This window comes from Grimontia sp. THUN1695 (assembly GCF_059704325.2).
This window is the reverse complement of the sequence record NZ_AP046577.1, coordinates 1,401,402-1,425,078: the sequence shown is the minus strand read 5'-3', so window position 1 is coordinate 1,425,078 and position 23,677 is coordinate 1,401,402. Positions and strand designations below refer to the sequence as shown.

The 23,677-nt window shown below is 48.9% G+C and carries 22 protein-coding genes; 20 read left to right on the top strand and 2 right to left on the bottom strand.

The window, feature by feature from the left end:
* Positions 1-2 precede the first annotated feature (2 nt).
* From AC6IB1_RS09995 to ehuA, 5 genes are all read left to right on the top strand, one after another.
* Positions 3-1,412 (top strand): dihydrolipoamide acetyltransferase family protein, encoded by a 1,410-nt coding sequence (locus AC6IB1_RS09995; protein ID WP_497568903.1) that lies wholly within the window; start codon positions 3-5, stop codon positions 1,410-1,412.
* A 397-nt stretch (positions 1,413-1,809) separates the two neighbouring features.
* A complete protein-coding gene (ehuB, locus tag AC6IB1_RS09990) occupies positions 1,810-2,643 on the top strand; it encodes an ectoine/hydroxyectoine ABC transporter substrate-binding protein EhuB (protein ID WP_497568902.1) in 834 nt (277 codons plus the stop codon).
* A 69-nt stretch (positions 2,644-2,712) separates the two neighbouring features.
* Entirely contained in the window at positions 2,713-3,378 is a 666-nt protein-coding gene (gene ehuC, locus AC6IB1_RS09985; RefSeq protein WP_497568901.1) for an ectoine/hydroxyectoine ABC transporter permease subunit EhuC, read from the top strand.
* Positions 3,379-3,381: 3 nt separating this feature from the next.
* Positions 3,382-4,050, top strand: coding sequence for an ectoine/hydroxyectoine ABC transporter permease subunit EhuD (gene ehuD, locus AC6IB1_RS09980; protein ID WP_497568900.1), 669 nt, complete (start codon positions 3,382-3,384; stop codon positions 4,048-4,050).
* Positions 4,051-4,079: 29 nt separating this feature from the next.
* On the top strand, positions 4,080-4,865 hold the full coding sequence (gene ehuA, locus AC6IB1_RS09975) for an ectoine/hydroxyectoine ABC transporter ATP-binding protein EhuA (protein WP_503693180.1): 786 nt from the start codon (positions 4,080-4,082) through the stop codon (positions 4,863-4,865).
* A 62-nt stretch (positions 4,866-4,927) separates the two neighbouring features.
* On the opposite strand, the gene groL is transcribed toward ehuA, so the two are convergent.
* A complete protein-coding gene (gene groL, locus AC6IB1_RS09970) occupies positions 4,928-6,538 on the bottom strand; it encodes a chaperonin GroEL (RefSeq protein WP_497568898.1) in 1,611 nt (536 codons plus the stop codon).
* Positions 6,539-6,971: 433 nt separating this feature from the next.
* Between groL and AC6IB1_RS09965 the strand changes: the two genes are divergently transcribed.
* From AC6IB1_RS09965 to AC6IB1_RS09895, 15 genes are all read left to right on the top strand, one after another.
* Positions 6,972-7,775 (top strand): SDR family NAD(P)-dependent oxidoreductase, encoded by an 804-nt coding sequence (locus AC6IB1_RS09965; RefSeq protein ID WP_497568897.1) that lies wholly within the window; start codon positions 6,972-6,974, stop codon positions 7,773-7,775.
* Between the two features lie 72 nt (positions 7,776-7,847).
* Positions 7,848-8,783, top strand: coding sequence for a sugar ABC transporter substrate-binding protein (locus AC6IB1_RS09960; protein WP_497568896.1), 936 nt, complete (start codon positions 7,848-7,850; stop codon positions 8,781-8,783).
* 113 nt (positions 8,784-8,896) lie between these two features.
* Complete coding sequence (locus AC6IB1_RS09955; protein ID WP_497568895.1) at positions 8,897-9,904, top strand: ABC transporter permease; 1,008 nt, start codon at positions 8,897-8,899, stop codon at positions 9,902-9,904.
* A gap of 23 nt (positions 9,905-9,927) precedes the next feature.
* Entirely contained in the window at positions 9,928-10,878 is a 951-nt protein-coding gene (locus tag AC6IB1_RS09950) for an ABC transporter permease (protein ID WP_154124227.1), read from the top strand.
* A 2-nt stretch (positions 10,879-10,880) separates the two neighbouring features.
* Complete coding sequence (locus AC6IB1_RS09945; RefSeq protein WP_503693160.1) at positions 10,881-12,401, top strand: sugar ABC transporter ATP-binding protein; 1,521 nt, start codon at positions 10,881-10,883, stop codon at positions 12,399-12,401.
* A gap of 27 nt (positions 12,402-12,428) precedes the next feature.
* Positions 12,429-13,337, top strand: a complete 909-nt coding sequence (locus AC6IB1_RS09940; protein ID WP_497568893.1) for an NAD(P)-dependent oxidoreductase — start codon at positions 12,429-12,431, stop codon at positions 13,335-13,337.
* Positions 13,337-14,041: a ThuA domain-containing protein gene (locus AC6IB1_RS09935; protein WP_497568892.1), complete on the top strand. Its 705-nt coding sequence runs from the start codon at positions 13,337-13,339 to the stop codon at positions 14,039-14,041. Before AC6IB1_RS09940 ends, AC6IB1_RS09935 begins: the two co-directional genes overlap by 1 nt.
* A 158-nt stretch (positions 14,042-14,199) precedes the next feature.
* Entirely contained in the window at positions 14,200-15,102 is a 903-nt protein-coding gene (locus AC6IB1_RS09930; protein WP_497568891.1) for a LysR substrate-binding domain-containing protein, read from the top strand.
* A 378-nt stretch (positions 15,103-15,480) separates the two neighbouring features.
* Complete coding sequence (locus AC6IB1_RS09925; protein ID WP_497568890.1) at positions 15,481-16,143, top strand: isochorismatase family protein; 663 nt, start codon at positions 15,481-15,483, stop codon at positions 16,141-16,143.
* A gap of 14 nt (positions 16,144-16,157) precedes the next feature.
* A complete protein-coding gene (locus AC6IB1_RS09920) occupies positions 16,158-17,024 on the top strand; it encodes an oxamate carbamoyltransferase subunit AllH family protein (protein WP_497568889.1) in 867 nt (288 codons plus the stop codon).
* A gap of 26 nt (positions 17,025-17,050) precedes the next feature.
* Positions 17,051-18,595: an acyl-CoA synthetase FdrA gene (gene fdrA, locus AC6IB1_RS09915; protein ID WP_497568888.1), complete on the top strand. Its 1,545-nt coding sequence runs from the start codon at positions 17,051-17,053 to the stop codon at positions 18,593-18,595.
* Positions 18,596-18,605: 10 nt separating this feature from the next.
* Positions 18,606-20,027 carry a YlbE family protein gene (locus AC6IB1_RS09910; protein ID WP_497568887.1) on the top strand — a complete coding sequence of 474 codons (1,422 nt, stop codon included), beginning with the start codon at positions 18,606-18,608 and terminating at the stop codon, positions 20,025-20,027.
* Positions 20,024-20,974: a carbamate kinase gene (gene arcC, locus AC6IB1_RS09905; protein WP_497568886.1), complete on the top strand. Its 951-nt coding sequence runs from the start codon at positions 20,024-20,026 to the stop codon at positions 20,972-20,974. Before AC6IB1_RS09910 ends, arcC begins: the two co-directional genes overlap by 4 nt.
* 51 nt (positions 20,975-21,025) lie before the next feature.
* Positions 21,026-21,412 carry an allophanate hydrolase-related protein gene (locus tag AC6IB1_RS09900; protein ID WP_497568885.1) on the top strand — a complete coding sequence of 129 codons (387 nt, stop codon included), beginning with the start codon at positions 21,026-21,028 and terminating at the stop codon, positions 21,410-21,412.
* A gap of 89 nt (positions 21,413-21,501) precedes the next feature.
* A complete protein-coding gene (locus AC6IB1_RS09895; protein ID WP_497568884.1) occupies positions 21,502-22,752 on the top strand; it encodes a cytosine permease in 1,251 nt (416 codons plus the stop codon).
* Positions 22,753-22,841: 89 nt separating this feature from the next.
* On the opposite strand, the gene AC6IB1_RS09890 is transcribed toward AC6IB1_RS09895, so the two are convergent.
* On the bottom strand, positions 22,842-23,597 hold the full coding sequence (locus AC6IB1_RS09890) for a DeoR family transcriptional regulator (RefSeq protein ID WP_497569125.1): 756 nt from the start codon (positions 23,595-23,597) through the stop codon (positions 22,842-22,844).
* Positions 23,598-23,677 lie beyond the last annotated feature (80 nt).

The window sequence follows — 23,677 nt, the reverse complement described above, 5'->3', positions numbered from 1 at the left end:
ATATGGATATTATTATGCCCCAATTGGGGGAAACCGTCGCGGAAGGTGAAATCCTCGCCTGGCATAAAGCCGAGGGTGACAGCATCAAGAAAGGCGACGTGCTGTTTGAAATTTCCACCGATAAGGTGGCGATGGAAGTGCCAGCAATGGAAGAAGGTGTGCTGACCAGAATCGTCGCCCAGGTGGGTGAGGTGATTGCCGTGGGCGAACCTGTTGGTGAAATGGCAGTGGAAGGTGAAGAGGCGAAAGTCGCCGAGCCTGCCAAAGACATCATCGAACAACAGACCACCGTTGCAGAACCTTCAAAACCAGCTGCGATTCGCTCTTTCTCACAGCAAGGTCATGGGTTGCTGTCGCCCGCGGTGAAACACCTGATCCGCCAGCACGATCTGGACTTGTCTGAGATTGAAGGAACGGGCAGCAATGGCCGAATCACCAAACGTGATGTGCAGGCGTTTGTGGCACAGCAACATCAAGGTGAAACGGCTGCGATTGACGATGAAGCCATGGCGTTTATGTCACCCTCTGTCAGGAGGCTGGTGACGGAGCATGATGTCGATGTCAATCAAATCGAAGGTTCAGGCAAACATGGCCGCATAACCAAAGAAGATGTGCTGGGTTATCTGGAGGGTGGTGAAACAGTAGTGACCAAACATGTGACAACGTCACATATTGCGAAAACAGAACCACAACCTGTTTCGATCACCGGTCAAGACGTGCCGTTTTCATTCATGCGTAAGCAGATTGCCCGTCAGATGTCGTCGTCGAAAGACAACGCTGTTCACGTCGCGCAGGGAATGGAAATCTCGTTTGATGAAGTGGAAGCGGTGCGCCAGCAACACAAAGCAGATTTCAAACAGAAATACGGTGTCAGCCTGACGCCGCTGGCGTTTATCGCCCGGGCGGTGGTTAAGGCGTTGCAGGAGTTCCCTCACCTCAACGGTCAGGTCAGTGGTGAGAAACTGGTGCTCAGTGCCCCGGTGCATCTGGGCATTGCTGTCGATTTGAATCACAAAGGGCTGGTCGTGCCTGTGATTAAAGATGCTGACACCATGAATGTCTCTGGTCTGGCAAGGAAAATCGCTGAACTGGCGAAAAAAGCCCGGGAAAACCGGTTGACGCCTGACGAAATGAGCGGCGCCACCTACACCTTGTCCAATAATGGTGGTGCGGGAACTATGTTCACAACACCGATTATCAATCACCCGGAAATCGCCATTCTTTCTATTGATGGCATCAGTCGCAAGCCTGTTGTCGTCAATGTGAATGGAAGGGAAAGTCTGGGGATTGGCAGCGTTGGTATGGTGGTTCAATCTTTTGATCATCGTGCCGTCGATGGCGCCTATTCGGGCGCATTTTTGCAGAGAGTAAAATCTCTCCTAGAGTCCCACGGATGGCAAGCAGAGCTATAAGATGATGCTTTAGCAAACTTGTCTTTTTGGCCCGGCACCCGGTCTGTCGGGTCTTTTTTGATGTATTGAAGCGGCGTAATTTGCCGGTTTCAATAAGTACGTAAAGTGCCGTTTCCTCTCCATTTTCTCTATCCTCATCAAAGCAAAAGCCAGTGCAGTTTAGCGTCAATTCATACCAGGCTTTGCACGATGTATTCATTAGATAACAAATTAATGGTGTATCACCTTTTCTGTGCTTTAGTTGGGGTAGTTGTGATCTTGATTGCATTGATAGGGTTTTAGCTGCGTAAAAAGGCATTGTTCTTTGAGTTTGATGTTTAGACCTGTAATTATTATGGTGGCATTATTGGTCGCAATACATTTAAGTGATGCGACACTGAAAAGGAGAATTCAAACTATGCTTAAGCGAATTTCCACAGCGCTATCTTTACTGGCAATGATCGCGGGTACTGCAGCAGCAGGGCCTCTTCAAGAGCGTATTGACGACGGAAAAACTATCCGGATCGGTTTTGCCAACGAAGTGCCTTGGGCCTATCCTGGCGATAATAACACGCCTTTGGGCTTCGCGAATGCGCACACTATCGGCGTGTTAAACGCAATGGGCTATACCAATATTGAGCCGGTTGTTACTGAATGGGGTGGCCTGATCCCGGGTCTGAAGGCTGGACGTTTCGATCTTATTACTGGTGGGATGTATATCCTGAATAGCCGCTGCAACAATATTGAATTCTCAGAACCTATGGGACAATTTGGCGATGCATTCATTGTTCAAAAAGGAAACCCGAAAGGTATCCAAAACTATCAGGATGTGAAAAACAAAAATGCACGTTTGGTGACCGGTGCAGGGTATAACTCTGTTGAAGCCGCCAAAAAAGAAGGGGTGCCAGATTCACAAGTGATGCAAGTACCTGGGCCTACTGAAATACTGGCTGCTGTCCGTGTCGGCAGGGCGGATGCGGGTGCTGTTACCTATTTCACTGCACTGAACCTTGCAAAACAATCAAACGGAGCAGTAGAAGTGACTGACCCTTCTGCACTGCCAGAATGGACGCTCAATTATGTCGGTATTGGTTTCCGTCCTGAGGATAGCGATTTCCTGAAAGCGTTTAACAAAGCGCAGGCGGCGTATATTGGTAGTGAAGAAATGTTGGAAAGCGTGAAAGAGTATGGCTATACCCAATCACAACTTCCCGGTGATGTGACCACTGCATGGGCTTGTGAGAACCGCTAATTGTTAGTTTAAGAGCAGGGCAATAGCCCTGTTTTCTTCCTTTCTGTTCTCACTGCTATGGGTGTAGTAATGACCTTCACTGAATTTATTTCGACGTACAGTGGGCGTTTCATTGACGGTACCCTCGTCACGGTAATGCAAACGGCCCTCGCGACTGTACTGACTGTATTCCTCGCATTTTCTTTTGGTTTAATGAAGCTTTCTCCAAACCGTCTGGTACGGGGTTTTGCCATTTGTTATATCGAGTTATTCCGAGGCACATCGCTGCTGGTTCAGCTTTTCTGGGTGTTTTATGTCTTACCTCTGTTTGGTTTAACACTGGATGCGTTTACAGCAGGTTTTGTCACCGTGGGGCTTAACCTTGGGAGTTACGGTGCTGAATTGGTTCGGGGTGGGATACAGGCTGTTCCCCGTGGCCAATGGGAAGCGGCCAAGGCACTTAACATGTCAGACCACAAACGCATGATCCGAATCATCCTTCCTCAGGCGTTACTTACCATGCTGCCTGCGTGGGGTAACCTTCTGATTGAATTGTTAAAAGGTACCGCGCTTGTGGCGCTGATCTCTGTGTCTGATTTAATGTTTGAGGCGAAGCAAATCAATGGCACTACCTTTCTTTCAGCCCAAGCTTTCGGCACTGCACTGATCATTTATTACATTCTGGCGCGGTTTATTATCACGCCGGGCATGCGCTTACTTGAATCCTATATGACCAAAAAAATGGGGATGGAATAACTCATGTTTGACTGGCAATGGTCGGTGGTCTGGGAAGTATTGCCTCGGCTTATCGCTGCGACAGGAAACACATTGATTGCTGCAGGTGCAGGCTATGCCGTGGCTGTGGTGCTTGGACTGGTGTTTATGTTGCTGCAACGCACGCCGAGTGCGGTATTCAACAGAATCGTGCGGGAAGTGGTGGAATTTATACGTTCGACGCCTTTGATCCTGCAGATTTTCTTTGTGTTTTATGTTGGGCCGCAAGTCGGGCTGTTTTTGGATCCTTGGACAGCAGGTCTGATTGCGATTGGTTTGCATTATGCTTCATACCTTTCCGAGGTTTATCGCGGCGGGCTGGAAAGCGTTTCCCAGGGACAATGGGAAGCCGCTAAAGCGCTTAACATGTCAACCTACAAAACTTACTCCCGTATCATCCTGCCACAGGCACTGCCGCCTTCCTTAGCGGGGATGGGAAATTATCTGGTGGGTATTTTCAAAGATACGCCAATGCTTTCTGTCATTGGCGTGGCCGAGTTGATGCACACTGCAAATGCGATTGGTTCAGAAAGCTATAGGTTCCTTGAGCCGTTCACGTTAGTCGGTGTGATTTTCCTTCTTATTTCGTTGCCAACCAGCCTTTTGATGCGTGTAACGGAAAGAAAAGTCAGACAAAAAATGGGAATGATGTAATGAATGGATACCAATCCCTTCCGCTTTCTCTGGCCGGTGAAGAAACACCTATGGTCAGTTTTAAAAAAGTAACGAAGAAATATGGCGCTTTGACGGTGTTGGATAACCTTGACCTGGACATCAACAAAGGGGAGATGGTGAGCATTATTGGGCCATCTGGCTCTGGTAAAACCACAGTTCTGCGCATGTTAATGACGCTCGAAACCATCAATGACGGTGTGATTTATGTTGATGGCAAGCCGCTCACTCATATGGAGAAGAATGGGAAGTTGGAATGGGCCAATGAGCGCTACTTACGCGGAATGCGAAGCCAAATCGGTATGTGTTTCCAACACTTTAACCTTTTCCCTCACATGACAGCGCTGGAAAACTGCATGGAAGGGCCAGTGCAGGTTCTGGGTCTTTCTAAGACTGAAGCCAAGGAGCGTGCTGAGGAGCTATTGGAGTTGGTGGGCATGAAAGACAAATGTAACCAGCACCCGTCACGCCTTTCAGGGGGCCAGAAGCAACGTGTTGCCATTGCACGCGCACTGGCAATGCGCCCGAGTGTAATGTTGTTTGATGAGGTCACCTCGGCTCTCGATCCTGAAGTGATTGGTGAGGTGACCTCAGTGATTAAAGATCTGGTCTCTGAGCACAACCTGACGATGTTGATGGTGACACACCAGATGGGCTTTGCACGGGAGATTTCGGATCGGGTCTGCTTTTTCTATGGCGGCAAGATTGAAGAGCAGGGCACGCCGGAAGAATTGTTTGGCAATCCACAACAGCCGCGTACCCAGCAATTTCTGAGTGCGGTTAACGAAGCGATTTAATTGCCCTTGATGCTGACAAAAAGGCACTCCCACTGAGGATGTGCCTTTTGCTTTACTTAGGATCAGTGCTCGTGGTGATGTGAAGGCACATAATCCGGATCGGTGTCGCCCACCAGCGCTTCTGTGGTTAACATCAGCGCAGCAATAGAACTTGCCGTTTGCAGCGAAAGTCGGGTGACTTTTGCCGGATCAATCACCCCCATTTCAATCATGGAGCCGAATTCACCAATCGCTGCGTTATAACCAAACTCGGCTGGTTGGGCTTTGACTTTTTCCAGGTAAACCCCGGCATCCAAACCTGCATTACGGACGATCTGCTTAAACGGCGCTTGCATGGCATCGAGCGCAATATGAACCCCGGCTTTTTCGTCATCATTGCTGACATCCGGCAGCGAAAGGGTTTCACACACACGGATGAGTGCAATGCCGCCGCCAGGGACAATCCCTTCTTCGATAGCTGCACGAGTTGCATGCAAGGCATCTTCTACCCGTGCTTTTTTCTCTTTGACTTCGGTTTCTGTTGCCGCGCCAACTTCAATCAAGGCGATACCACCGGAAAGGCGTGCGCGGCGTTCAGTCATTTTCTGGATATCATATTCAGAGTCTGACGCTTCAATTTCGGCATTGATTTGGTCAATACGGTCGGCAATACGTGCTTCACCACCTAAGCCTTTTATCAGGGTGAATTGATCTTTGGTGAGCTCTACGCGCTCGGCCTGTCCGAAGTCCTGTTCTGTCATCTGGCTGACGTCGTTACCGGTTTCCGGTGATATCACGGTTGCCCCGGTCAAGGCTGCAATGTCATGCAGAATGGCTTGTCGGCGCGGACCAAATCCCGGTGTTCTGGTCGCTACCACATCAAGGGTTTTGCGCATATGGTTAACAACGAGTGTGGAAAGGGCTTCGCCTTCGACTTCTTCCGCCATGACAAAAAGAGGGCGTTTTTGTTTTGCTGCAATTTCCATGGCAGGCACCACCTGATCGAACTGGCTCAGTTTCCCGTCAACCAGCAAAATCAACGGCATGTTGTGTTCTACACGCATCTTGCCGCGAATGTTCACGAAATGGGGCGACAGGTAACCGCGATCGAACTGCATGCCTTTCACCACATGGAGCTCAGTGTGAAAGCCTTTGCCTTCTTCAATCGTGACGACACCATGCTCACCAACCGCGCGAATCGCTTCGGCAACGATCTTACCTATGCTGGCGTCGTTATTGGCGGAAATGGAGGCAACATGCTCGATATCTGCTTCTTGATTGCAGGGCAGGGCTTGTGCTTTCAGAGCTTCAACCGCCGCATCAATGGTTTTTTCAATGCCGTGCTTGATATCAATAATGTTGTAATTGGCGGCCTGGGCTTTAAATCCCTGATTGAGAATAGCTTGGGCAATAACCGTGGATGTCGTCGTACCATCACCGGCTTCGTCATTGGCTTTGGATGCGACTGCCCGAATCAGTGAAGCGCCCATTTCTTCAAGCTGTCCCTTGATTTCAACTTTTCTGGCGACCGACACACCATCTTTGGTAATGATGGGCGGCTGATCGAAATTACGCATCACGACATTTCGTCCTTTAGGGCCCAGCGTTACCTTTACTGCGTCGGCAAGCAAGTTGGCACCCACCAATAAACGCTTTCGTGCGTCTTCACCAAACTCTAAATGGTCCTGTTGCATTGCAATCCCTCGCTCCTGTGAGAAGTCATACCTGGAAGCACGTTTGCCTCACGCTCATGTAACTATAACGTTAACTCTTTTGCAAACGTTTGCAAATAAATTGCGGGTATTTTTGCAATAGATGAGCATTTTTTGCATTCAGATTTTTTTGCTTATTGTGATCGATCTTGTGATTTTTAACAGTGAACTAAGTATTCGACATTGATGAATCTCTATGTTTTTACTGTTAAATAACAAAAAGATAGATGATTGATGTTAAAAGTGCTACCAACGGATTATCAAAATTAATACATATTGGGAGGTTTTTGTTGCTAATTTCTTGTTCTATGCTCTCTGGGTAAATGTAAAAGTTAGGTTAATGCGAATTTATTGCAAACGTTTGCTGCTCGATTGAGTGGAGCAAAATAAGAAAAGCCAAGTTAAGGAGGACACCTTGGATACATCAAGACTGGCAACGAAACATGTATTGATCACTGGCGCAGCCCGCGGTATGGGTGCAGCGATTGCTGAAAACTTTGCTGAGCAGGGCGCAAAAGTGTGTGTGGCGGATGTGAATCTTGACGGCTGTGAAGAGGTTGTTGCACGCATCAAGGCCAAAGGTGGCGAAGCAATCGCAGTACAAATGGACGTCACTAAACGTGCAGATATTGCAGCGGGCGTTCAGGCAACCGTGGATGCCTTCGGCTCGATTAACGTTATGTTGAACAATGCGGGTATTAACAAACCGCTGATGTTTCTCGATATCACTGAAGAAAATTGGCAGAAAATCATGGATGTCAATGGACTTGGGTGCTTGATGGGGATGCAGGAGGCGGCTAAGCAGATGATCAAACAAGGACCACAGGATGAGCCTTACAAAATCATCAACGTCGGCTCGATTGTTTCCCGTATGGCGTTTGATGATGTTGTGCCTTATTCGTGCAGTAAGCATGCGGTGCTTGCCATGATCAATGGTGGAGCGAAAGCGTTGGCTCAACACAACATCACGGTTAATGGTTATGGTCCTGGCGTAGTACGTACAGAGCTTTGGGAACAACTCGACAAGGATCTGGTTGAAATTGGTAAGTTTGAAAAAGCGGGTGAGTCTATGGACACACTGGCCCGTGAAATGATTCTGCTGGGCCGTTACTCCTACCCCGAAGATGTCACAGGCACAGCCAGTTTCCTCGCCAGTAAGGACTCAGATTATATGACCGGTCAGCTCATTATGATTGATGGTGGCATGGTTATGCAGTAACCGTTTGGACGTGAATCCAGGCGAATCAAAAGCACTCTGATTGATGGGTGCACAAGCAATGGAGCGGTAAGGATGAAAACAGTCAGCAAAACCTTGTTAGGCCTGATGGTTGCAGCAAGCGCGACAACAGTTTATGCCAAGGATCTGGTAATCGGTATCACACAAAACAATGTCGGTGTCGATTCATACCAAACCACTTATGAAAAAGCGTTTAAAGAAGCCGCAGCAAACACTGAGGGTGTGGATACTGTTGTGCTTGATGCCGGCGGTGATGTTGCACGCCAGATTGCGCAGATGCAGGATCTTATCCAACAGAAAGTCGATGTCATCATTATCTGGCCTACAAACGGTAAAGCCGTCGTTCCTGTTATCCGTAAAGCGAAGCAAGCTGGTATCCCAGTCGTTGTCACCAATTCCAATGTTGCTGATGAAGGCCAACAGTTTATTGCCTCTTTCTCTGGCCCAAACAACGTCAAGCAAGGTGCGTACTCTGCTGAAATGATGTGTGACGCGTTGGATAACAAAGGCCAAATCGTTCAGATCTCCGGCCAGCCCGGTTATACCACTGCTATCGAGCGTCAACAGGGTTTCGAGGTTCGTCTGGCAGAAGTCTGTCCAGATGTGACAATTCTGGAAACCCAACCGGGTGACTGGAACCGTGAAAAATCCCAACGTGTAATGGAAAATTTCCTGACCAAATACGACAAGATAGACGGTGTGTATTCTGGTGATGACAACATGGGTGTGGGGGCGTTGAACGCAGCAAAAGCAGCAGGGCGTAAAGGGATTGCCTTTATTGGTGCGACCAATTTTGCGGTGGGATATGAAGCCATGGGACGCGGCGAATACTGGGGTTCGGTTTACCAATCTCCTGTCGATGACGCAAAAAATGCACTGGCAACGGCGATCGCCATTGCAAACGGTGAAGATGTGCCAAAGCTGAACTACTTTGATACGCCAAAAATCACTCAGGACAATATGTCCCAGTTCACTAAACCTGTGTTCTAAACCTTGAGTCCCCCTGTTTTTCAGGGGGACTTTCTTTCTTCTGGGCTTTGCTTTTCAGGAAAGTGACTCGCAGGGATTGCGATCAATTCTTCAGCAACAAATGGGATGTTTTTATGACCTCAAACGCGCAGACAAACACAGAAAAAAAAGGTGGCGGGGATGCGTCTTTTTCGCTGAAAACCTTGATGGCTCGCCACGGTATTCTTGTCGCGTTTTTCGTGTTTCTTATTGTGTTTTCTCTTTCTTCTGACCGTTTTTTAAGTACTGATAACTTTATGACGGTTGTCCGTCAGGTATCGATTATCGGCACGATTGCACTTGGTGTGACCATCGTTGTTATTGGCGGCAACCTCGATTTGTCTGTTGGCTCGTTACTGTCATTTTCAACGGTATTGGTGGTGGACTTACATGACAAAGTCGGGCCTGGGCAGGCCATTTTGCTGATGTTTCTGTTCACCTTGTTGGTGGGTGTGGTCAATGGCTTTTTAGTGGGTTACCTGAGACTGAATTCACTGATAGTGACATTAGGCATGCTCTCGGCAATACAGGGACTGACCCTGATATACACCGGTGGCCAGAACGTTGATATTGCCAATCAGGAAGAGACCTGGTTTGCGATCTTTGGCCGTGGGTTTATTGGCCCTATAGCCGTGCCGATAATTATTTTTGCGGTACTGGCGATTATTTATGAATTACTGCTTAAACGTACGGCTTATGGCCGCAAAATCTTTGCCGTCGGGGGGAATCCTATTGCAACAGCCTACTCCGGAATCCGCCGTAACAAACTGATATTCAGCACCTATTTACTTTCTGCGTTCTCTACAGGGTGTGCGGCGTTGATACTGGGCTCCCGCGTGATGGGTTCGCAAAACAACGTTGGTCAAGGCTATGAATTGTTGGTGTTAGCCGGGGTAATACTTGGCGGAACCAGTTTGCTTGGAGGCTCAGGCAGCATTACCAAAACTGTAGTCGGGGTACTGATCCTTGGCTTTATCCAAAACGGTTTGTTGCTCTTGGGCTTTCCTTATTACGCGCAATGGCTTGTGACATGGGCGGTGATCATCCTGGCAGTATGGCTGGATGTTGGCACCAAACGTGGCAGCTTCTTCACCAAATTCTGACGGAAAGCCAAGGAGATTAGTACATGGATAAGATTTTGCGCTTTCTTAAAACACAACCTATATGGATATTCGTTGCGTTTTGTATTGTGTTGTTCAGCTTTTCATCAGAGTACTTTTTCGATATTGCGAACTTCAAAAACATCCTGATCCAAACGTCAACCATCGGTTTTATCGCACTGGGCATGACGGTAGTGATGATCAACGGCAACATAGACCTTTCTGTGGGGGCAGTAGTTGCATTGTCGGCAAGCCTTGCCATTGATTTGCAAGGTTCTATCGGCATTCCGGCGGCAGTTATCATTGCGCTTGCTTCCGGTATTTTGCTGGGAATGTTGAACGGTGCCATTGTCTGGAAAACCGGCGTAGACGCCTTTATTGTGACGTTGGGCGCGATGATCGGCATCCGCGGTCTGGTATTTGTTTACACCGGTGAGCAATCTTTCTATGCCTCGGATTTTGCGTATTCCGATTTTGGTTCGAGTTCAGTACTTGGGTTTCCGACACTGGCGATCCTGTTTCTTATCGCCACGTTGCTGATGCACCTGATGATGAAATATACCGTGCATGGCCGTAATTGTTACGCTGTGGGAGGAAACCGCAAATCGTCCATTGATGCCGGGATTCGGGTTGGCCCGCACATGATGATTAATTTCATGTTGGTAGGGTTCTTTGCCGCGCTGGCGGGCGTGACGCTTTCTACACAAATGGGCGCCTCCACACCTAACCTTGGCCGTGATTTTGAGCTTTGGACCATTACCGCTGTAGTGCTCGGCGGCACCCGCCTGACCGGTGGCGCAGGCAGCATTCTTGGTACGCTGGGTGGCGTGCTGGCTATTGGTATTCTGAGAAACGGTCTCAACCTGATGCAAGTGCCAGCCTTCTATGTGCTGGTGATCATGGGCTCTATCCTGATCCTTGTACTCTTTATCGACAAGAAAGTTAACCAGACCGGGCAGGGAGGCGTTTCCGCATGAGTATGGCAATGAATTTAGAAGCCAATGTTGCACCAACGCTCGCGTTAAAAAATATCCGCAAAGTATTTCCCGGCGTAGTGGCACTGAATGGGGTCAGCTTTGATATCCGTGCCGGTGAGGTACATGCCTTGCTTGGGGAGAATGGGGCAGGGAAATCGACTCTGATGAAGGTGATGTCAGGCATCTACCAGCCTGATGGCGGTGAGATTCTGGTTGATGGCAAGGTCGTCAAGCTCAGAACTCCGATGGATGCCAAACACCAGGGCATATTGATGATCCACCAGGAGTTGTCACTGGTAGAGGACATGACCGTTGCTGAGAACATCTTCCTTGGCATGATGCCAACTAAACTGTTTGGTGTGGTTGACCATAGCGCTTTGCGTGAAAAAGCGGCATCTATTCTCAAGCGTCTTAACTGCGATTTTGGTCCTGATGATCCAGTGTCATCACTCACGATTGCCAAAAAATACATGGTCGAAATTGCCCGTGCCTTGGTATTCACCCCGAAAATCGTGATTTTCGATGAGCCGACCGCCTCATTGACCGACTATGAAAAAGTGGTGTTATTTGAAGTGATTAAAGAGCTTCAAAGCCAAGGCGTTGGCATTGCTTACATTTCACACCGGATGGAAGAAATCTTTGCGATTTCCGATCGCCTGTCGGTGCTTCGTGATGGTGAATACCGTGGCACCCTGATAACCAAAGATACCAATGAACCGGAAGTGACTGCCTTGATGATCGGGCGAGAACTTGAGCAAAACGTAGTGGAAATGGCCAAAGGTGGAGAGACGCGGCTGGAAGTCAAAGGGCTCACACTGGCCAGGCATTATGAAGACATTTCCTTTTCTATCAAAGAAGGGGAAGTGCTTGGTATGTACGGTCTGGTAGGGGCTGGGCGAACAGAAATTGCAGAAACCCTGTTTGGGCTCAGACAACCTGACTCTGGCGTGGTGAAGTTTGACGGTAAAGAAACCGTGATCGGTGACAGCCAGCACGCCGTCGAGCTGGGGATTGCGTTGGTTCCCGAGAACCGTAAAGAGCAGGGGTTGGTGCTGGCGATGTCATGCCAGGATAACATCACTATGGCACAGCTTGACCGGGTATCTGTGATTGGTTGGTTGCTTGAAGGCAAAGAGAGCCAAGTCTACAAAAAATACGCAGATCAGTTGTCAATCAAAGCGCCAGACGGCAGTTATCCGGTCGGCAACCTCAGCGGAGGCAACCAACAGAAGGTTGTTATCGGCAAATGGTTATCGACCCATCCGAAAATCCTCATTCTGGATGAGCCAACCCGTGGCATTGATGTCGGATCCAAATCTGAAATACACAGTCTGATCCGCGAGCTTGCCCGCTCAGGATTGGCCGTGTTAGTGATCTCGTCTGAAATGCCGGAAATTCTCAGCGTGAGTGATCGTATTCTCGCACTCTATGAAGGGAAGATCATGGAAGAGTTTACGGCAGAAACCGTGACCGAAAACCGGCTGGTCACCGCCATCACGGGACAAAAAAGCACAGCCGACTGATCCCCTAAACACTGGAAAGGGCACACTATGCATATCGGCTTTATTGGACTTGGCCGGATGGGATGGCTGATGGCCGCGAATCTGGCAAAAGCAGGCATTACGCTGACGGTCTGGAACCGCAGTCAGGATAAATCTTCAACCTTGGTTGATACCTATCCTGACGTAAATGTCGCTGAAAACCCAGCGCAAATGGCCCGTGATTGCGACCTGGTATTTACCATGATCGCGGATGATGAAGCGGCGAGAGACGTTTACTTCAATCCGGACAGTGGCTTGATTACACCTTCCAGACACCGGGCAACGCATTGGGTAGAAATGAGCACCATCAGCCCGGCATTGTCGGAAGATATTGCGTCAGTCGCCAATTCTTACGGTGTGGTGTACGTCGATGCGCCAGTGTCTGGCAGCTTGAATGCGGCAGAAGCCGGTGAGCTGGTTTTTATGTTCGGTACATCGGGAGAGGTTACGCCGGATGTCCATCACTGCTTTTCTCTGATGGGGAAAGCCCAGTTTCACATGGGAGAGGCAGGAAGAGGTCATGCAGCCAAGCTGCTCATCAACAGTGTGATTCACAGCCAGAATCAGATTGTGGGTGAAATTCTGGCTTTGGCTGCATCTTGCAACATAGACCGTGCGGCACTGCTCACCCTATTGGGTGAGGGTGCGGCAGGGTCGCCAATGATCCGTTTTCGTACGCCGCTTTATCTCAACCAATCCGATGATGTCACTTTTGCGTTAGCTCTGGCGCGAAAAGACATGGCGCTGACACTACAAATGGCGAATAGCCTTGGGTGGTCACTGGCGCAAATTCATACCAATTTCCAACAACTTAAGGCCGCAGATAATGCTGGGTTTGGAGAGATGGATATGGCTGCAATAGCAACTTATATCGCGGCGAACAATGGCAGCAACACTGGGAAGCATGAGGAGCAGTGATGGCAAAGAAAGCAGCGTTATTTGTCGGGGGATGGGAAGGGCACACACCAACGGTGTTTTGTGACTGGGCAACGGCGTTACTTGAAGAAGAAGGCTTCGACGTTATTGCCTACGACACGTTCAACCCTTTGCTGGACGCAGACATTACTGCCAGTCTGGACTTAATTGTGCCCATTTGGTCGAGCGCACGGAGCAGTCATCAGGATGAATTTGGCAATATTACCCGCGAACAGGAACAAGGTTTGCTGGATGCGGTTGCCAGCGGCTGTGGTATTGCAGGGTGGCATGGGCATATGGGCGATGCTTTCCGTGATCACCCTACCTATCACTTTATGATTGGCGGCCAGTTTGTCGCGCATCCCCCCGGATGGCCGGACAACCCCATCCCGTCTGACGACTTTGTTGACTACAGGGTGACCTTTACCAAAAACGATGACTCGTTTATGGAAGGGCTGGAAGATTTCGATATTCATGGTGAGCAATACTACATGCTGGTAGACCCAGGCAATGACGTACTGGCGACCACCACATTCAGTGGCGAACACCTTCATTGGATTGATGGCACCGTAATGCCAGTTGCCTGGCGTCGCCGCTGGGATCAGGGCAGGGTGTTTTACTGCTCAATAGGTCACACCGTTGATGAGCTAAAACACCCGATGGTCGATACCTTGATGCGCAAAGGGTTTAACTGGGCGGCGCGTTAAACGTACAAACGGTGTTGCTTGGAAAGCGTGAATACTTTAACTGCTTGCAGATTGTACTGGGCCCTGTCGAGGGTATAGAACTGATGAGATGAACACGGTTCTCCCCCGGTTATCTTCCTGTATACTCACGCAGTTGACGTTTTTAGAGCGCTTGTAGCATGCCATTATCCAAGGAATCCCTCAAAACCATTCATTTGATAGCAAACTGCGGAAGCTTTGCGGTTGCATCTGAGCAACTTAACCGTGTGCCATCAGCAGTCAGTTATACCGTCAAGAGGTTGGAACAAGAGCTGGGCTTTGCATTGTTTGATCGCTCCGGGAGGCAGGTGAAACTCACACCAGCAGGCCACTACTTTATTGAGCAGAGCCGTTGGATGCTTGATTCCTTTGAAGAGCTGGTGCGAAATAGCTCAATGATCAGCAGTGGCGTTGATATTTCTTTTGATATCGCGATCAACAACATTATCAACCGGGCAGGAATCATCGATTTAGTCCGTGAGCTGAACCACCATTTTCCCGCTACTCAAATCAGCGTGAAAACGGAAGTATATAACGGTTGCTGGGACGCACTTTACTCCCGGCGCGCAGATTTGGTTATTGGTGCACCTCATTCTGCGCCAAAACTTGAAGGAATTGTGCATCATGCTATTGGCAAAGTGGAATGGGATTTTATTGTAGGCCAACAGCATCCATTAGCCGGACATGTGGGTATTTTAACCACTGAAGAACTGCGCCAGTGTCCTGTTATTGTTGTCAAAGACACCTCTCAACACATTTCCCCCCAAGACTCATGGTCATTGACCGGGCAGCAAGTTATCTATGCACCTGAGCTCACTACCGCGATTCAGATGATTGAAGAAGGTATTGGCATTGGTTATGTCCCACATCATCGAATCAAGACAAAGCTTGACGAAGGGCGGGTGATCAAGAAAGCCATCATAGAGCACAAACAGCCTACACAGCTGTTTTATGCATGGCATGCGCAGCGGGAAAGCCCTGTACTTAACTGGTGCGTGGACTACTTGATTGCAAATGAACACAAATTTAACTGGCACGCGTGAGGATAAACCTTTCAAAAACGCTTCTCTTGCACCTCCTCTCTCATCTGCGGTTCAGGCATTTGTCTGGGCCGCAAATCGAACGATATCCAGATCTCATTTTTCGCAACTTATTGCGGCGTATTTTTGATGCCATTCATCAAATTTCCTCAATGGTGTGCCTTTTGGTTGTGAAACTGCTTTTTTAAACCGCCTTGATTGTATGCGATGTGAACAGAATCAACCTTGCTCGACGACTCGTCAAAAAAATTGATTTTCCAGCAGGAATTTACTCACTTTTTTTGTGGAGAACCGGATTCTACTATCAGTGTTAAGTGTTAAAGCACGCAATAAAAACACCAATTGCTATTCCAATAATCAACGAAATACAAAGGTAACATGATGAAAAAGATGTTTAATGCTGAGCCATTTGCGCTTGAATTTGACCCTGCTACTACTGCGTTGGTAATGATTGATATGCAACGTGACTTTGTTGAACCAGGAGGCTTTGGCGAAGCACTTGGCAATGATGTTTCGTTGGTTCGTACCGCGATTGAGCCATGCATGGAAGTGTTAAAGGCTGCCCGTGAAGCCGGTTTGACTATTATTCATACACGTGAAGGCCATCGTTCTGATCTTACTGATTGTCCGGCAGCAAAACTGACCCGTGGTGGTAAAACCTTTATCGGTGAGATGGGGCCAAAAGGCCGTATCCTTATCCGCGGTGAGGAAGGCCATGACATCATTCCTGAGCTATACCCCATAGCGGGTGAGCCAGTGATTGATAAGCCAGGAAAAGGTGCTTTTTACCAAACAGACCTGCACCTCATCTTGCAAAACCGTGGCATCAAAACCCTGATTGTTTGCGGTGTGACAACAGAAGTATGTGTAACGACCACTGTCCGTGAAGCGAATGACCGTGGATACGAATGTATTGTTCCTGAAGATTGCGTAGGTTCTTACTTCCCAGAGTTTCAAAAGTACGCACTGGAAATGATTAAAGCGCAGGGAGGGATATTCGGTTGGGTTTCCCACTCAAAAGATATTCTTGACGCAATCAAGTAATAGCAGGATGGGTGATGATATTCGCGACATGTAAAGGTCAGCGATGTCCCCCCCACAACTTTGATGGCAGGGTACATAGTGTGTTTACCCGTGCCATCAACATAGTCACTGATGATGCGTGTTTTCCTTGGTTATCGCTGCTTGATACATCGTTACCAAAAACACCTTGTAGTTTGATGTTACCTTCAGATGCATTTGCAGCATTGCAATCGTGTCAGGCCGGAGATGATGTTTATTTTCGGGGGGGAATATTGCGGTTTAGCACTTTGAAGCATCACAGTATTGATGCACGAAGTGCAGCAGAGTGGTCAAAACCCGAAAAAATAGAAACGTTAAATTGGCAAAGATTTAAATGCAACGTTCAAATATTAAAGGGGTTACTTCTTCAGTTCTTGTGTTTGAAAAAAGGGACTGGAGTAACACGGTTAAATAATTGCAATTATTTTGATGAAATAGGATTTTCTGAATTTAACACTGTTGAATTAACTTCTCCCAAACTTGTTGACATCATCGTAGGTGGTATTGGGAAAGGAAAAGGTTTGACTCCCACCGGTGACGATATCATGTCAGGTTTACTGGCAATGCTTACTGGTGTAAAAGGCATTGCCGCTAATGCTGACAGATTGAGAGAAAGGATAGTTACGCAAGGCGCGACGCGTATTAACTACACAACAGACGTAAGTCGCCATTATTTGTCCCAAGCCTTTGACGGTGAATTTTCAGAGCCAGTAATGTGGCTGGTTTATTTTTTATTAACATCTTCAGATAAAGACGAAATAAGCAATCAATTTAAAAAGGTTTTTGAAATTGGCGCCACTTCAGGCGCGGATATTGTTTCAGGTATTTTACTTGGTGCAGTTTATCTTCTGAATTCTCGATAATATTTTTCCTTAAAAATGGTTTTTCTATGGCTATAAAATATAAAGCATTTGAAAACATGTATCAGGACTCGGTGTCCCTGATGCAACTTTCCGCACAGCTTAATCAACTGGACGGAATTGAAGACGCGTCGGTCGTAATGGGAACTGAAGCGAATTTATCCCGAATGGCAGATGCGGGTTTTGGCTCTGACTTCAATGCCAAACCGAATGATCTGGTTATCGCCGTCAAAGGTGATGAAGACGCCTGTGAAACAGCGATAGCGCTGGCGCATGAAAAACTCACGGCTCGTGGCGGCGAGCAGAGCCAAGGTACTGACTTCCAGCAACCGCTGACCAGTTTCGGGCTTTGCTTGGAACAACACCCGGACGCCAATCTGGCCCTTATTTCCGTCCCCGGTGACTATGCGGCTGCAGAAGCCATTAAGGCGTTGAATTTTGGCCTTAATGTGATGATGTTCAGTGACAATGTATCCCTGGCTGACGAGCGAAAAGTTAAACAACTGGCAGAGCAGAAAGGACTTATGGTGATGGGGCCAGATTGTGGTACGGCGATCATCAATGGTATTCCACTTGGCTTTGCTAACGTGGTTCGTCGGGGTGAAATCGGTATTGTGGCGGCGTCCGGTACTGGGTTACAAGAAGCAACCTGCCGCGTGCATCAACTTGGGGAAGGTATTTCCCAGGCATTGGGCACTGGTGGACACGACCTCCATCAAGACGTCGGCGGTATCTCAATGCTTACCGGTTTACGGGCACTGATTGAGGATGATCAAACCAAGGTCATCGTATTGATTTCCAAGCCGCCTGCTGAAGAGATTGCAGCGCGTATTCTGGATGTCGCACAAGCGACGGATAAACCAGTGGTTGTGCACTTCCTCGGTGCGGATAACCAAACCATCGCCCGCAACGGTATTTTCCCCGCTGATACCCTGGCGCACTCTGCAGAAGTTGCTGTTGCGCTATTGAATGGTGACACGCCAGAAAAGGCCGCTGAACTTACCGACGAGCAAGCTGCTTTTGTTGATGAAAAAGCGGCGAAGCTGAGCGCAAAACAGCGTTATGTACGCGGTGTCTATGCGGGCGGCACCTTTTGCTTTGAAGCGCAATTGATTTGCCAGAAAGCAGGTATTGAAGGCTATTCGAATACCCCGGTTAAAGGATATCAACCCCTTGAGGATGTATGGCGTAGCCGGGAGAACACCATTGTTGACTTGGGAGACGATGCGTTTACCCAAGGTCGGCCCCATCCGATGATAGATCCTACCTTGCGTAACCAACGCCTGCTACAGGATGCGCGTGATCCACAAACTGCCGTAGTGCTGTTTGATGTAGTGCTCGGCTACGGCGCTTCTGAGCAGCCCCTGACTGAACTGTTGAAGGTGTTGGAGCAGTTAAAACAAGAACAATCGCAACTGCCACTTTTTGTGGCCCATGTTTGTGGCACAGATGCTGATCCTCAATCACGTGAAATGATCATACAGGCGTTAAAAGAACAGGGTGTGATGGTTGCTGACTGCAATGCTCAGGCTGCGCAATTTGCTGCGCGTATTGTCAATCAACAGAATCAGTAGGGTAACCAGAATGAGAGCGCTTTTTAATCAAAAACTGACCGTTCTGAACGCGGGTTTAAACAGCTTTGCCATCAATATTGAACGTGCTGGTGGAAGCGTGGTTGCTATGAACTGGCAACCGCCTGCGAGCGGTGATCGACAAGGTGCGATGGCTCTGGCAGACCTGACCAACCACATTGATATCGAGCAAGCAAACCAAGTGGCGATGAGCCGGTATCTGGCTGCGCAACCAACGTTGGTGGATGTCTTACTGGCGGGTGACGCAATCCCTGCATTGGCAGACCGCAAGCTGATCCTCCATGCAGGTCCACCGATTGCCTGGAAAGACATGTGTGGTCCGGTTCAGGGGGCAATCCTTGGTGCCATTGTCTATGAACGCTGGGCGGATGATATAGAACAGGCGCAGGCGATGATTGACACTGGCGAGGTTGAGTTCGAGCCGTGTCACCATTACGACGCTGTTGGCCCTATGGCCGGTATCATCAGCCGCTCTATGCCAGTCTGGGTTGTAGAAAACCAGACCGAAGAAGGTGTACAACGCGTATTCAGCAACTTCAACGAAGGCCTCGGGAAAGTGCTGCGCTTCGGTGCCAACAACCAGGATGTTATTGCTCGCTTGGACTGGATGGGTACAGAACTGGCTGACGCAATGAAAGCCGCAGTCCGTGAAATGGGGGGCGTAGAGCTTAAACCCATCATGGCGCAAGCGCTGCATATGGGTGATGAAGTACACAACCGGAATGCGGCAGCAACAGGTTTGCTATTAAAACAACTGATCCCTGCATTGTTGTCAACAACGTTGCCACAGCCTTTGTTGCAGCGCGTGATCCGTTTTATCACGGGCAATGATCACTTTTTCCTGAACCTCTCTATGGCTGCATGCAAAAGCATGCTTAAAGCGGCAGAAGGGGTCGAAAACAGTACCATGGTGACTGTCATGGCTCGCAACGGCGTGAATTTCGGAATCCAGTTGTCAGGCCTTGGTAACCAGTGGTTCCAGGCGCCTGCCAACCCCGTCGATGGTCTATTTTTCCCTGGTTTTGGCGTTGAAGATGCTGCAGCGGATCTGGGAGACAGTGCCATCACTGAAACCGCAGGGGTAGGGGGCTTTGCCATGGCTTCATCACCCGCCATTGTCAAATTTGTTGGCGGTACGCCAAGTGATGCGACCAACAACAGCCGTGCTATGCAAGCGATAACACTTGGCGGGAATCCCGCATTTACTTTGCCTGCACTGAACTTTGCGCCAACAGCTGCTGGTATTGATGCCCGCAAAGTGGTGGATACCGGTGTATTGCCGATTATCAACACCGGTATTGCCCATAAAAAGGCAGGTGTTGGCCAGATTGGTGCTGGGATTACAACCGCACCGATGACCTGTTTTGTTGATGCTGTGTGTGCCCTGCATGCACGCCGGGAGAAAACCCAATGAGCAAGCGTCCTTTGGCGGTTATCGCGTTTGGTGGTAACGCCCTGATTGATGACAATGACCACTGTTCCATTCATGACCAATACCGCACGGTAGAAAACAATGTGGGCTACTTGGTTGACCTTATTGAGCGGGGCTGGGACTTGGTCATTACTCACGGAAATGGTCCCCAGGTGGGGTTTATCCTGCGCCGCTCAGAACTTGCGGAACATGAAGTTTCTCCTGTCCCTGTCGATTATGCAGTGGGCGATACCCAAGGCGCGATCGGTTACATGTTCCAAAAAGCGCTGGGGAACGAGCTTGCCCGCCGTGGCATAAACCGCCCGGTAGTTTCTATGGTCACCCAGACACGCGTAGACAAAGGTGATCCTGCGTTTGCAAAACCCAACAAACCTATTGGCTCTTTTATGAGCCAGGAGGCCGCCGAGAAAAATGCTGCCGAGCTTGGCTGGAGCATTATGGAAGACTCTGGTCGTGGCTGGCGGCGTTGCGTGGCAAGCCCGACACCACATGAAATTGTAGAACTCTCCAGCATCGAAGCGTTGGTGAATTCTGGAGCTTTGGTGATTGCGTGCGGCGGTGGCGGCATTCCCGTTGAGCGTGATGAAGAGGGCAATCTGCACGGTGTAGAAGCCGTTATCGATAAAGACGTTGCTTCAGCATTGCTAGCTACCAGGCTCGGCGCTGATATGTTGATCATCCCGACCGGAGTCGAAAAGGTTGCGATCAATTTTGGTGAGCCAGACCAACAGTGGCTGGATGAACTAACGCCGGAAGATGCTCAGCGACTTTGTGATGAAGGGCAGTTTGGTGAAGGTTCAATGAAACCAAAAGTTCAGGCGCTGTTGGCGTTTGTTGCTGCTAACCCGAAAGGCGCAGGGCTGATCACTCAGGCCAACAGACTGTTGTCTGCGCTGGATGGCAATACAGGCACCTGGATTCGCCATTAATCCTATCCGTTTTTAACAGCCCAGAATGAGCTGGGCTTTTTGGAGAATACGATGTCAAACCGAACCTTACTTGCAGTAAACGGCACCCTGATGCGTGGACTGAAGCTCAACCCAAACCTGACGAATGTGGGGGCAGAGTTTGTCCGCGAAGATAAAACAGACAATCACTATCGACTGTGGTCCATCAATGACGACCATCCAGCAATGATCCGCACGACAGAAGAAAACAACTCGGTGGATCTGGAAATCTGGTCGTTGCCAAAAGACGCATTCGCAAGCGTGCTGAGCAACGAGCCTGCGGGACTTTGCATCGGCAAAGTGAAACTGGCAGATGGTAGCGAAGTGCTTGGTGTATTGGGTGAGCCTTGTCTGGTTGAAGGGCAGAAAGAGATTACTGAAACCGGTGGCTGGCGCAATTACATCGCCATGCTGAGCTGACGATTCCCTGTTCCGGTCGTCTCGTTGCTTCCCTACTTTCACGAGATGGCCGGACAGAATAATAAAAATCGAAACAAAAGGATTGACCGATGAGTAACAACAGAAAAAGCGCAGATGCGCCAAGCACAGCTTCAGGCTGGCAAGTCGCCATGATACTCCTGGGTATTCTGGTCACCCCGGTATTGTTGGCTTCGTCCAGTTTAGGCAGTCAGCTGGAACTGGGTAACGCTGCGATGGTGATTGCCGTAGGCAGCATCATTCTTACCTTCCTTGCCGTTATCAACATCTCTATTGGTGAACAAGCCCGACTCCCTACTTACGGCATTGTCAAATTCTCGTTTGGTTCAAAAGGTGCCATTGCCATTAACGTGCTGATGGCGATTAGCCTCTTTGGCTGGATTGCAGTCACCGCAAATATGTTTGGTCATAGTGTGCAGGATGTGATCTCGTGGTTTGGTCTCGATATTCCGGTTCCGGTACTTGTTGCCGTTGGGTGTGTCATTTTCGTTGCCTCTACCGCGTTTGGCTTCGAGGCGCTTGGAAAAGTGTCAAAAGTTGCCGTGCCAGTGATTGTGTTTTTAATGTTTGTGATTTTGTTCGTAGCAACCGGTGCGGGTGTGCAGGCAGTTGAAAAAATTGAATCGCTTTCTTTTGGTGCTGCAGTTTCGTCAGTGGTGGGAACCATTATTGTGTTGGTCGCTACCTCACCGGATTTTGGCAGCTTTGTTCACAACAGAAAGCACGCAATGATAGCGGGGATACTGACATTCGGACTTGCATACCCTGTGCTGTTCTTTGTTGGGGCTGTGCCAAGCTCGCTCACATCTGAAGATTCACTATTGGCAGCCATGGCAGTGATCGGAACCACATTACCCGCTGCGATTTTACTGGTGTTCGCCTGCATTACAGGTAACGCAGGGAATATGTTCCAGGGAACGCTGGTTGTCTCAACTTTGTTGAGCAAAGTTACAAAATGGAAGATCACTGTTGCTTTGGGTGTGCTGGCTGCAATCGTCGGCAGTATGGATATCATGGCGTGGTTTATTCCTTTCCTGCTGTTCCTTGGTATTGCGACACCACCTGTTGCAGGTATCTACATTGCTGACTTCTTCATGCATCGCCGCCAGGGGTACGATGAGTCTACACTCGATCAGGATGCTGCCATTAAACCGATGACGTTTGTTGCATGGGGAATAGGTTCATTGGTTGGTTTTGCGACAGTCAATGGAATGCTGACGCTGACAGGGATCCCGTCACTGGACTCTATTCTGATTGCATCATTGTGTTATTTCCTGCTGTGCCGAAACAAAATGTCAGCGTGTGCTGAAAAAGCCCACTAATCATTAATCTGCACTAAGACATCAATAAAAAGGCCTTTCCGGGATTCGGGAAGGCCTTTTTCGCACGTTTTACATCTCAGTATGAGCTATCAGTAAAGCACGCTGATCCCTTTTTCCTTGAGGTCTTTTACCGTTCCTTCTGGGAAGTGCCTGTCTGTCACTATGGTGTTGAATTTCTCGAGGTTTAAGGCGTGAAAAGTACCAATCTTTCCGTATTTGGACGAGTCTGAGACCAACACAAGCTGTTGCGCGGCGTTGGCGACAGCCTGTTTTACCGTGACTTTCGGTTCGCTGGGGGTGGAGATGCCTTTCAGGTTCCAGGAAGAGGTTGAGATAAAGGCAATATCAATGTTCATTCCCGCCAGAAATTCCGCCACTTTACTGCCGACAGATGATTGGTTATCCCGGTCGACACGGCCGCCGGTATGGTAAATTTCGTTGCTGCCGTGCTGCATCAGGTGATTGGCTATCACAAAATCATTGGTGATGATCAGCAGATCGCTGCGGTGTGAAATCGCGTGGGCAATTTCCAGCGTGGTGGTGCCTGCGTCCAGATAGACGGTGGAATGTTCAGGGATCAGGGTGCTGGCAAGCTGGCCAATACCCCGTTTTTCATCCGCGTGCTGAGTAGCTTTTGCGTCATGCGGTGCTTCACGGTGAATGAGCTGGGTCAACTGCACCCCGCCTGACACCGACAGTACCTTTCCTTGTTGCTCGAGCTTGGCGATGTCACGGCGAATTGTCATGTGAGAAACGCCGATGCGCTCAACCAACTCATTAATACTGATTACTTCCTGCTTTGACAGCATCGCCAGAATCATTTTTTGTCTTTCTGCTGGGATCATGCTTGTTCTCGTTGCCAACTTTGTTTCCATCATAACAGCAGTGAACATGATGTGTGAATATTTGAGTATTACTGTGAAAG